General features: G+C 40.3%; 8 protein-coding genes. 3 read left to right on the forward strand and 5 right to left on the reverse strand.

Translation table 11 applies throughout. The features are described 5' to 3' along the window. Positions 1-251: 251 nt before the first annotated feature. A complete protein-coding gene (locus tag L2567_RS15390) occupies positions 252-3,266 on the forward strand; it encodes a DUF6797 domain-containing protein (RefSeq protein ID WP_235298693.1) in 3,015 nt (1,004 codons plus the stop codon). A gap of 23 nt (positions 3,267-3,289) precedes the next feature. Here the strand turns inward: L2567_RS15390 and L2567_RS15395 are convergent, their stop codons facing one another. The 3 genes from L2567_RS15395 to L2567_RS15405 are packed head-to-tail and all read right to left on the reverse strand — an operon-like array spanning position 3,290 to position 8,435. Then, the gene (locus L2567_RS15395; protein ID WP_235298694.1) at positions 3,290-6,322 is read right to left on the reverse strand and encodes a WD40/YVTN/BNR-like repeat-containing protein; all 3,033 of its coding nucleotides are present in this window, start codon (positions 6,320-6,322) and stop codon (positions 3,290-3,292) included. 26 nt (positions 6,323-6,348) lie between these two features. Continuing rightward, a complete protein-coding gene (locus L2567_RS15400) occupies positions 6,349-7,968 on the reverse strand; it encodes a DUF885 domain-containing protein (RefSeq protein ID WP_235298695.1) in 1,620 nt (539 codons plus the stop codon). A 32-nt stretch (positions 7,969-8,000) separates the two neighbouring features. Continuing rightward, on the reverse strand, positions 8,001-8,435 hold the full coding sequence (locus L2567_RS15405) for a DUF1761 domain-containing protein (protein ID WP_235298696.1): 435 nt from the start codon (positions 8,433-8,435) through the stop codon (positions 8,001-8,003). A gap of 75 nt (positions 8,436-8,510) precedes the next feature. Between L2567_RS15405 and L2567_RS15410 the strand changes: the two genes are divergently transcribed. Both L2567_RS15410 and L2567_RS15415 read left to right on the forward strand, forming a co-directional pair. Further along, complete coding sequence (locus L2567_RS15410; RefSeq protein WP_235298697.1) at positions 8,511-9,647, forward strand: sensor histidine kinase; 1,137 nt, start codon at positions 8,511-8,513, stop codon at positions 9,645-9,647. A 1-nt stretch (position 9,648) separates the two neighbouring features. Continuing rightward, positions 9,649-10,413: a LytR/AlgR family response regulator transcription factor gene (locus L2567_RS15415; protein WP_235298698.1), complete on the forward strand. Its 765-nt coding sequence runs from the start codon at positions 9,649-9,651 to the stop codon at positions 10,411-10,413. 33 nt (positions 10,414-10,446) lie between these two features. Here L2567_RS15415 and L2567_RS15420 read toward each other — a convergent pair whose 3' ends face one another. Beyond that, positions 10,447-10,830, reverse strand: a complete 384-nt coding sequence (locus tag L2567_RS15420; RefSeq protein ID WP_235298699.1) for a hypothetical protein — start codon at positions 10,828-10,830, stop codon at positions 10,447-10,449. A 44-nt stretch (positions 10,831-10,874) separates the two neighbouring features. Beyond that, entirely contained in the window at positions 10,875-11,651 is a 777-nt protein-coding gene (locus tag L2567_RS15425) for a TIGR02757 family protein (RefSeq protein WP_235298700.1), read from the reverse strand. Positions 11,652-11,774: the final 123 nt, after the last annotated feature.

Genomic DNA, 11,774 nt, shown 5'->3' on the forward strand with positions numbered 1-11,774 from the left:
ATGTTCAGTCTGTTACAGACCATAATGTATTAATATCATTATAATACCCCTCTTTTAAATGCCTACTCGAGATCAATTGAATTCCGAATGTAATATTCAACGGAAATCGTTAAAAAGGTAGAAACCCATATCGTCGAAAGACACTTATTTTCCAATAACAATAATTTGTATTGCCAGGATTGAATTGAGGTAACGTTGGTATTAATTTCTATTTTGTAACAGAATCTTTTCAATACTTCAATACTTATTACATGGCATCAAACAGTAATCTCCTCACATTATCAGTTTTATGTACATTTTTATTCCTTCAATGCCAATCAGACGAAAAGGATATTACCGGAAGATGGGAGTACAGCAGCGCCAATGAAAATGGTCGGCTAATGATTTCTAAAACCGGAGATCAATACCATATCAATTTATACACTTTTGATTTAGGTGAAGTGGAAATGAAAGACGTTAAGCTGACTGATAGTGTGATTACAGGACATTTCAAGAAGTGGAATCGAGATGTCACATTTACTGGTTTATATCAAAAAGACTCTTTAAATGGTAATTTTGAATCTAAAAGAGGTTTTGAAAGCTTTAATGCTTATAGATTTGTTGATCAATATGTACCAATCGATCGGTCAGAAATCAACTATCTTATTTCCGATTCAGACATAAATGCTTATGAAAAAGATATTGATCATGCTGGAATGATCAGAGCGTTTAGCAGGGATTATCTTGTACGCGGAGAACGCGTTTATAATAACAATTGCATTAATTGCCATGGATTGCCGGACATGGAAGGATCCATTCCCCTTTCGTTGAAATTCTGGTCTGAGCCGTTTAAAGCGGGTAATGATCCTTATTCCATGTACGTCACCATAACGAAAGGTATCGGTTCAATGCCACCACAAGTCACTTTGACGCCTCAAGAGAAATATGATGTGATCGCTTATATCAGAGAGGCTTTTATCCGTAGACAAAATGAAGATGAGTACTATACTTTCGGTGAAAAGTACCTTTCCAATATTCCGAAAGGATCTGAAAGAGGCCCTTCTATTAAGCCGTATCATCCCTGGAAAGACATGGATTATGGTAATTTTTTCATAAATACATATGAACTGGTGGATAGCGCTACTGGTCCGGAAAGATTTCATTCTCCAGGGCCAACTCCCTATCCGGATGAGGATTACAGCAAGAATAACTTTGCCTATAAAGGTATTGCTGTTCGCCTGGATGAAGGCGATGGTGGTGTAGCGAAGGGAAATGCTTTCATGATTTTTGATCACGATCTCATGAGAGTTGCCGGTGGATGGACTGGTGATGGGTTTATTGATTGGAAAGCAATTTTATTGAATGATGAGCACGAAACCTATCCAAGAACAGTTGGGAAATTACATTTTGAAACGCCAGTTGGACCGGGTTGGGCCAATCCAGCTAACGGAAGTTTTGAAGATCCCCGGTTTACAGCAAGAGACGGTAGACAATTTGGTCCCTTACCTAGATCTTGGGCCGACTACCAGGGTTTGTATTATTATGAAGGTAAGGCGATTATTTCATATAAGGTGGGTTCTGCGAATGCGCTTGAAACCTTCGGGGTAGTAAAAGAGAAAGAGGAGACCATATTTACAAGAACAATTAATATTTCTGGTGGAGCTGGAAAACTTCAAATGAGAGTAGCACCCATTGGTTCCAAAGTAATATTATCAGGGGATGGAGAGCTGAAGGAAGTTGGAGGATTTACCTTGCTAGATTTATCAAAGACTAAAGGAGGAAGAGCTCAACTTTTTATTGCTAACAATGAGGTCGATGAAGCCATCCTGGAAGAAGTCTCACTCGCGTCAGAACCAGAAGATTTATCGAATTACACAAAAGGAGGGAAGGCCCAATATCCTGAAATTGTAAAATCTGTGATTATTGAAGGTATTCAAAAAGGTGCCTTTACGATCGATGAATTGACCCCTCCATACGAGAATCCATGGGAATGTAGAATGAAACTCAGTGGCATTGACTTTATGAGCGATGCCAATATTGCGATCGTTTGTGCCACAGATGGAGATGTCTGGAAAATCACTGGGCTGACTGATGGATCAACCGATTTAAAGTGGCAAAGAATAGGATCCGGTCTCTTTCAGCCATTGGGTGTTAAGGTCTTAAACGATGAAATATTCGTGACTTGTCGGGATCAAATTGTCCGTCTGCAGGATTTAAATGGTGACGGTGAAACTGATTTCTACGAGAGCTTTAATCACGATCATCAAGTCAGTGATCACTTTCATGAATTTACCATGGGTCTGCAAGCGGATGATGAAGGGAATCTTTACTATGCTAAAAGTGGTAGGCACGCCAGGGAAGCTTTAATTCCTCGCCATGGAACATTAATAAAAGTAAGTAATGATGGCAAGCGTTCGGAGATTGTCGCCACAGGTTTTCGTGCGGCCAACGGAGTTTGTATTAACCCAGATGGTAGTTTTATTGTGACTGATCAACAAGGCTATTGGAACCCAATGAATCGAATCAATTGGGTGGAAGTTGAGGGAAAACCTAAGTTTTATGGTAATATGTGGGGTTACAATCCTCCTAAAGATAGTAGTAGGACTGGGATGGAACAACCTATGGTTTGGGTGGACATGGATTTCGACCGTTCTCCTTCTGAGCTTCTTTGGGTAGATAGTAAAAAATGGGGACCACTGGATGGTAAGCTGCTTAGTTTCTCCTATGGTTATGGAAAGATTCAACTGGTCCTCCAGGAAGAAGTACAAGGCATGCGTCAGGGGGGTGTGATCGATTTACCAGGCATCAAATTCTTAACCGGGGTGATGAGAGGACGATTTAATCCACAAGATCAACATCTTTATGCATGCGGTATGTCCGCCTGGGGAACTTCTCAGTTGATGCGCGGCGGAGGACTTTACCGAATTCGATATACCGGCGATGTGCTCGATGTTCCCGTGGAATTAAATGTAGCCGAAAACGGTGTAGCGCTAAGTTTTGCACAAGAATTAGACCAGTCCTCAGCGATGGATCCAGAAAATTTTCGAATAGAAATGTGGGATTTAAAACGATCCAAGGCCTATGGTTCAGATCGATATAATAGGAGAGATCTTGAGATAGCAGACGTAACCTTATCGGGAGATAATAAAAGTGTTCTTTTGATCTGCCCGGATATTGGTCCGGTTGACGTGATGACCATCACTTACTCCATGAAGGATCGGGAGGGAAATCAACTTGAAGGTACTGTACAAAATACCATTCACAAGCTTGAGAAATCCATGTTATAAAAATTATACTTGTGTTCCTTTTGCTAGTTTCTGATCATCTGATTCAATGTGCTATTCAATGCTTTGTACCGTTCTTCCAAGCGATTTACGGCTTCGACAGTGGCTTCAGTTGGTCTGGCGTCGGCCGACTGTAATACCTGAAGTACAAATAAAAGCTTGGTCTGCAGACTGGTGATCGTCTCAGTTTCCAAATCGGTTTCCAGAATACTTCCGTATAATATATCGCCGTCTCGTGGTAATCCTGGACCTACAATGCGATCGGCCTGATCTGCATTTTTAGAGCCTTCAGGAAGATTATCAAGTTTATTTCTCCAGTTACTTAATTCTTCATACAGCTTATAGGTTTTTAACGAAAGATCACTCTGCAATTGCAGATCATCTTCTGAAATGTTTACACGAGGATCCATTCTCACTTCGACTGTTTTCTCTTCACTTCGATCGTCGACCATTAATTTTACTTTGTAAATTCCGGGATGCACAAAAGGACCTTTTGGCCCGCTGCTTGTTCTATCCTTAACTGCAGAAATGGAAAAAGTCCTTTGAGCAAAAGTGGGATTATTGTGGCGAAGGTTCCACACTGCCCTGTGGTGGCCTGCCTTACTTGAAAGCGGATTCGATTCCTTAATCCAATATAAGGGATGAGGTAAGTCGGTAGAATCATATCTGTCGGATTGGATATTCTGATTAAAGTCATAGACAATTTGGTCATCTTGATCTAGGATTTGGATATTGACTTCACGGACATTTTCTGGCAATATGTAGTCAATGATTGCACCATCAGGAGGATTTGTTCCGGTAGGTTCTTCCGGGGGCAAAGGTGTATCTGAAAACATATTGTCCCTGACTCGGGTAGCCATAGATGGTTTAAGTAAAAGGGGTTTTTGTGCCAATGTTGCGGTGAGAAGATTTCGTAGTGGATTCACATCATCGAGTATCCAAATCGACCGACCATGTGTGCCAATGACCAAATCATTTTGATGAACAACGAGATCCCTGATCGAACTTGCAGGCATATTGAGCTTTAAGGACTGCCACTTTCCTCCATCATCTGAAGAAAAATATACCTCTCTTTCCGTTCCTGCATAAAGCAATCCTGCTTGTTTTGGATCTTCACGAACAACATTAACAGGACCTATAGGATGCATTCCATTGGTAATCAATGACCAGGTCTTCCCCATATCATGAGTCTTAAAGATCAGTGGTTTCATATTGTCTTTGCGAATAGCATTAACAGCTATAAAGGCTGTTTTTTCGTCGAAATGTCCGGCTTCTATGTTAGAAATCTTATCCCATGAACTTATTGCATCAGGTGTTACATCCACCCAATTCTTACCGCCATCTTTCGTGTAATGAACTAATCCATCATCTGTGCCCGCCCAGATTATATTCTTATTGAGAGGAGATGGTCCCAATGCATAGATGATTGCCCTTTGTGGCATATTTTCATATTCAGGCCCGTTGTATTCACCCACACTTTTCGGGACTTCCGGTTTTTTTCTTGTCAAATCAGGACTGATGGTTTCCCAAGACATGCCACCATTCCTGGTTGACCACAACTTATTGGTACCAAACAGCAGTTGATCCTGATCTGAAGGATGAAAGTAAAGCGGCATGGATCTGAGAAATCGCGTGTCTTCAGACCTTAATATTTCTGGAGCAACGTTTTGAGATTGCCCCGTTTTCTTATTGAACTTGATGACCCTGCCACCGTATATGATATCTGGATCTTTAGGATCTGGGGCGACATAGCCATACTCGTCAGCACCAACACCCTGGAAGTCTCTGAAAGAAATCTGACCACCATTTCTCCGACTTGCAATTCCGATGGCACCACTTTCTTGTTGACCTCCATATACCCAATAAGGAAATTGATTGTCCGTGCTTACGTGGTAAAGTTGAGAAGTAGGTTGGTTGTACCAGGAACTCCAGGTTTTCCCTCCATTTACGGTAATGGTAGCTCCCTGATCTGCAGCGAAAAGCATGATGTCCGGCTGAAGGGGATTAATCCATATTCTATGGTAATCATCACCACCTGGCGCACCTTTAATTGACATCCAAGTTTTACCTCCATCGATCGATTTATAAGAAGCAATATTACCTGAAAAAACAATGTCGGGGTCATTCGGATGGACTTTTAGCTCTGCGAAATCACTGGGTCTACCATAAACTCTGTAATCTTCGCTAACGAGCTTCCAGTTTTCCCCGGCATCTTCGCTTCGATAGAGCCCTCCATTTTCCTCTGCTCCCACTGTGGCGTAAATTCTATCTGGATTACTTGGACTAATCCCAATTCCAATTCGACCCAATTTCTCTTCAGCTCCCGGAAGCCCATGACCGATTTTTCGCCAGGTCTTGCCGCTGTCTTCAGACTTATACAATCCACTACTAGGCCCTGAAAATTTTGCATTTTCCCATGGTCCTTCCTGATGCTCCCACATGGAAGCGTAAAGAATGTCCGGGTTTTTGGGATCGAATTCCACTTGCATAGCAGTAGTCTGATCGTTGATATAAAGCACCTTTTGCCAATTTTCTCCTCCATCTGTGGTTTTAAAAACACCTCTCATTTCATTGGCACCATAAGGATGCCCCATGCCAGCAACATAAACGACATCTGAATTAGAAGGATGAATGATGACTCTTGAGATTTGTTGAACATCATCAAGGCCGATGTGACTCCAATTTTTACCCCCATCGATAGATTTAAACATGCCGTCTCCTACCGATAAATCAGGCCTGTGTAAACCCTCACCTGTGCCCACATAAATCACATCCGGATCGCTCAGTGAAACGGCAAGATCGCCCACAGATCCTGTAGGTGCATCATCAAAAATTGGGTTCCAGGTTCTGCCAAAATCATCTGTTTTCCATACTCCTCCATTATTCACGCCGATGAAGAAAGTCCCAGGCTGATCCGGAATTCCCACTGCACCCACTGTTCGGCCACCTCGAAATGGCCCTATTAATCGGTATTCCAGGTCTTGAAATAAGAGATTATCTTGTCCCACAACACCTATTATTGAAAGCACTAATATTTCTAAGATCAGTATTTTCCGCATTACTCAAAGTTGTTAAGAGGAGTTAATTATTTAGCAAGATCATATTTCCCGGTCAATTCCCATTGACCTAAAGCAACAGGAATATTTCCTATGGCATTCATTTCATCAAAAAATTCTTTCAGAACAAATTCCTCGCCATTTGCCTCCTTCATTTTTGCATATTCCATCATTGCCTTTTCGATCAGATATTTTCCGGTAATGTAACTGGTTCCATATCCTGGTTGTCTCAAATACAGATGTTGTTCAAAAATAAGCAGCTCTTTTTCCGTTTTCATCCATCCGCGTGGAGTGTATTCCATATGAACACCTCCGGCCTCTTCCATGGTCATTTCATTCGCATGTGCGTACAACGATCCCAGACCACGAGCAGCCCTTTGAGCGATCATGATGTATACTATTTCACGAGATCTGGGATGATCATCATAAAGTCCTGCGTCCATAAACATCTCTTCAACAGCAGTAGCCATACCCTCATTTCTGGAATCGAAAATATTGTAAAGAAGAGGTTCCTGCCTGATGGGACTCGGATTTTCCCGTCTGTCCATTCTGGCAAGCTCCCACCAGTGATAGAAGTGGGAATACAAAGGACGAGGATCAAGATGTGCTGTAATCCAGAAAAAATTTCTGGTCTTTTCTGGAACAAAACCTCCCAGATGAGCGCGAAGTGCAGGTTCAAAATAATCTTTGACGGAAACTATTTCGTCCTCTTCCAGAAACTTCAGTAAGCTTTTTGCCGCTTGATCAGCCATTTTATCATAAGACTCTGGAGAATCTGCGGGTTGCAGTGATGGCAGATTCCGATTTCGATGTTCTTCAAGTTTAAGACTCGACCAGGCGCGGGCTAGCTCACGCTCAAGAATCATGACCTCATCCTCCCACGTAAGTGGAACGAGATGGACGTTTTGCATGTACCAGGTGTAATTTTCTTTTCCTATTCCAGAAGGTCCTGTTTTTGAAGATGACTGTTTCTCTAGCCACTCAGCCAGATCATTTGTCGCGACCTTTGCCTCATTCAAAGCTTTAATGACCATCAGATCACCATCGATCCCTGGCATTTTAAAAATTTGATCAAGATCTGAAACTTGCCGTGAAATGTCCCTTATCCCCGCAATCCATAAATCTCGTGCGTTCCCTGTCAAATTCGTCCGGGCCTGTTTATAGAATGCAGGAATGACCTGGAGTTGGGTCAGAAATTTATCACGCTGCTTGCCTGTAAGCGGAAACTCATATTGCCATATATCTAATGCTGCATGATTAGTAGGGCCTTCATGAGCAGGCACATCACTCCTGGAAGTCCAAATCACCTTATAAAATGCTGGATCTCGTTCCCATGGTTTAAGTACATCTTGATTGAACGCATATCCATTCATTTCCGCCCAGATCAAAGTCCAATCTGCTTTTGCTGGAACAGCCCATCCCACCGTATCCATTTTTTCCAATCGTTGTCGAAGGGCTACAAATTCATTCTGCCTTTCGGCAAAAGTTGCTTTTCTATAATCAGGTGCTCCTTCGTATTTGGGAGGATCTTCAAAAGAGCGCCAGTCTTTGAAAAGGTTCACAAGTTCATTATACCCAGCAGATGATTGTCCAAAACTATCTGCAATGATTAAAAAGGAAAGTAGGGAGAATGCTATTATTTTCTTCATTTGGTGAAAATAATCAAAAACTCAATAGCATTTTACCGCCAAATTCCAATAATGGCACCCATGAGCATTAAAGCAATCAGAACATAACCACCATTTATAAAGATATACTTAGCACTTTTCTGTTCAAACAGTGCCACAATAGCTATAGCTGCAAATGCCCATATTCCGGCTAGAAACCCGGCTATTGTACCCCAGGTAACATCCGTTCGTTGGGCACATTCACCTATACAGGCCTCCGGTGAATCACCTAAAAACATACCGAGATTGGCAGACATGATAAGTGAAATCACGAAGGCCCAACCATAAATTTTTGAAGCATTACCGCCTTTAATATCTTCTTCGGTAAGTTTGTTTTCTTTCATCCATGCCTTCCCGAAAAGTGCAGGAGAGTACCATACTCCACCAAGTACGAAGGCAGATATCCCAGCCACCAGAATTGCCCACCAATTGATTGTAGAAGGATCCATGATTTATTGATTTTTCAAGCTTGTAAAAGCTACGTTTAAAAAAGTTGTAAATTCAAGTCTAAACTAATCATGATCATGTACACTTCAAATTTAAAGTGGACAAAGCAGGAAAAATTGCGGACGAACAAGGAGAAATCGTTACTGAATACGAATGTGAAATCAGACAGTTATCGCAATTCTCCAACTAATGCTAACCTTAAGGGCGGCTTAAATGATATAGGGTTTAGACTGGTTTTAATTCCTTTTTTTGGTATCGCCATTCCCTGGATCACTAATATGGTGGATACATTAGATGTCGGCTCATGGAATTTTAAACTGAGCTTTCTTTACACGATAGGAATCGCTTACATCGTATGGGAAGGCAATCGGTTCCTGCTTTTTACTTTGAGAAACTATTTCGATTGGTTTAATAAACCATTACAGAAAATAGGAGCCCTGCTTTTAGTCGTTCCTTTTTACACTGTTCCTATCAGTGTTTTACTCCTGAGCTTTTGGTATAGACTATTTGCCAATGTTGCACCAGAATGGTCAAAAATCTGGTTGGCTACTGCGATCATACTTATTTGTGTTGTATTCATAGTACATGTATATGAGACAGTATTTCTTGTCAAGGAAGCAGAATCAGAAAAGCTAGCGAACGCAAGATTAGAAGTGGCTCGCGCTGAGGCTGAGCTGCAAGGTTTGAAAACACAGATAGATCCTCATTTTATATTCAACTCTTTGAATACTCTGTCCTATTTCATTGACATAAATTCTAAAAAAGCTAAGATTTTTAATCAAAAATTATCAGATGTCTATCGTTACATTCTCCAAAACAGAGATCGAGATTTGGTATTGCTTGTAGAAGAGTTACAGTTTGCACAAGATTACTTTGCCATGTTGAAGGTTCGATATGATGATGCTATGTATTTGAATCACGACCTTCTTGAAATTGATCAATATCTGGTTTTGCCCAATTGTCTGCAACTGTTGATTGAAAATGCAGTCAAGCACAATGAGTTCTCAGATCAAAAACCTTTGAAAGTGAACATAAACCTTGAAAAGGGCTACATCATAGTCAAGAATAATATGAGCGTAAAAAGAAGCCATTCAGACTATGGAATCGGACTTAGTAATTTAGATGAGAGGAGTAGATTGTTGTTTAAGAGACCTTTATCAATCTTGGTTGAAAATGGGTATTTCATAGTAAAAGTTCCGGTTAAAAAAGTTTGATATGAGAGTAGTCATTGTAGAAGATGAAAAGCCCGCAGCTCAAAAATTAGTCGGTGAGCTTCGGACTTTGGTGCCTAATATTCAAATCTTAACGATACTTCATGATGTAGAAAGCGCGATTCAGTATTTTAAGAGGAATATGGAAGTGGATTTAGTTTTTATGGACATACAACTTTCAGATGGAATCTCCTTGAATATTTTAGACAAAGTTAAGATCAAAGCCCCCATCATCTTTATCACTGCATTTGACCAATATTGGCAAAAGGCATTGATGTTAAATGGTATTGATTACTTACTGAAACCTATCACGATTGAGGACCTGGAAAAAGCACTCTCAAAGTTTGAAATGCTGCAAAAACACTTCTCAAATAAGATGAAGAATTTACTCGATTATGTGAATGGACATGAAAGTGAAAAAAAATATCGATCTAAATTTTTGGTACGTCAAGGTAGAGAATTGGTTTTGATAGAAAGTAGCTCTATCGTTTACTTTAAAACCAGTCATAAATTGACATTAATGGTAACAGAGAAAGGAAGAAAACTGATCATGGATGAAAGCTTGGTCCAATTGGAACGAACTTTAGATCCGAAATTTTTTAGGAGAGCCAATAGATCTCATATTATTAATATCAACTATATCGATAAGATTACCATGTTTGGAAAAGGGCGTATGAAGATTAAAATGAAGGATGAGAAAGGTTTGCCTGTTTTAATTTCACAAGAAAAATCGTCTGAGATGAAGAATTGGTTGGAGGGAAAAATTTGATTGTCATTGTTATCTGGGAAATGGATCAGTACCTTAATTACTAATGATCAAGTCGGGGTATTTTTCAGTGAGGACTTTATATCTCTTTGCTGGATCTTTGAAGTCTTTCACCTCATTTAAGAATTGCTCAGATTCAGGGGTCCCATGCTTTATTCTAGGTACTCCCATAGCTTTTTGGTCGATCAAGGTCTTAAGCTCTTCCTCACTCATCAATGCAATCCGTTTTTTACGTTGCTTGTCCATTTCCTCTTCCGGAATGATGATCAGGAAAGGATTTTCGGCATAACCAATTTGTTCTAGATAAGATTCTATATAAGCTTTATTTTGCTGATATTTTTGTTCTGTTTTTTCGTCATAGGAAATGCAGGAAATAAGGATGTAGGTCAATGTGAGGGTGAGAATCGTAAAATTTTTCATGCTCAAAACTTTGTTACTTAACGAAATTATGCGTTTGATGTTTTTTAAAATTTCTCCTCTTGCTTTTCCATCACTCCCTCGCCGAACAAGGCGAAGTCATATTTAACAGGATCTTCTGGATCAAACCGCTGCAAGTGTTCGGTGAGTTCTAAGACGGCATTCCAATCTCTCTGCTTTCTTTGTAGGAGTCCGTATTTTCTGGCAACCCGTTCGACATGTACATCGAGTGGAATTTTTAGCGATGACATCGGTATATTTTTCCAAAGACCAAAATCAACACCTTTTTCATCCTTTCTGACCATCCATCTCATGAACATGTTTAAGCGTTTACAGGTGGATCTTCTGGCTGGTGTAGCTACATGTTTTTGCGTCCGTTGTAGTGCATTTTCATCATCAAAGAAAAACATATTGAAACCTGTCAGCATCTCTTCCATCTGATTATCATCTGATTTTCTAAACTTTGTAAATGCTTCCTCAAGACTTTCATGTTTGGCATAAAAGTTTCTGAAAAAATGGATGAAATAAAGGGTGTCGTCGCCGTTGAAGGTGCGGTGCTTGAAATGGATCAATGGTTTGAGGTCAATGTCGCGATGATTCATGATAAAATCGTAAGGCTTGCCTCCCATCATATCCACCAACTCATTGGATTTATTAATGATGGTTACCCTTTGTCCCCATGCTAACATGGCGACCCAAAATCCAATGATCTCAATGTCTTGTTTGCGTGTAAACTGATGTGGGATTGATATTGGATCGTTGGTTATAAAATCCGGATGATTAAAGCGCTCAACTTGTTGATTAAAATGTTCCTTTAAATTCAAGCCTTGTTTTTTATGAAAGTTGGCAAAGCTATGAGCAATTCACAATTTAAATCCTAGATACAAATAATAATCAAACCAAGCCTTTTTCAAAGAATAGGAGTGATTTATTTGCCAAAATTGCAA

This window comes from Portibacter marinus, assembly GCF_021533195.1.
GTDB lineage: Bacteria > Bacteroidota > Bacteroidia > Chitinophagales > Saprospiraceae > Portibacter > Portibacter marinus.

What these genes read in the sequence shown, in the direction of transcription:
- L2567_RS15390 (WP_235298693.1), top strand. Translation starts at nt 252, where the DNA reads ATGGCATCAAACAGTAATCTCCTCACATTATCAGTTTTATGTACATTT.
- L2567_RS15395 (WP_235298694.1), bottom strand. Translation starts at nt 6,322, where the DNA reads ATGCGGAAAATACTGATCTTAGAAATATTAGTGCTTTCAATAATAGGT.
- L2567_RS15400 (WP_235298695.1), bottom strand. Translation starts at nt 7,968, where the DNA reads ATGAAGAAAATAATAGCATTCTCCCTACTTTCCTTTTTAATCATTGCA.
- L2567_RS15405 (WP_235298696.1), bottom strand. Translation starts at nt 8,435, where the DNA reads ATGGATCCTTCTACAATCAATTGGTGGGCAATTCTGGTGGCTGGGATA.
- L2567_RS15410 (WP_235298697.1), top strand. Translation starts at nt 8,511, where the DNA reads ATGTACACTTCAAATTTAAAGTGGACAAAGCAGGAAAAATTGCGGACG.
- L2567_RS15415 (WP_235298698.1), top strand. Translation starts at nt 9,649, where the DNA reads ATGAGAGTAGTCATTGTAGAAGATGAAAAGCCCGCAGCTCAAAAATTA.
- L2567_RS15420 (WP_235298699.1), bottom strand. Translation starts at nt 10,830, where the DNA reads ATGAAAAATTTTACGATTCTCACCCTCACATTGACCTACATCCTTATT.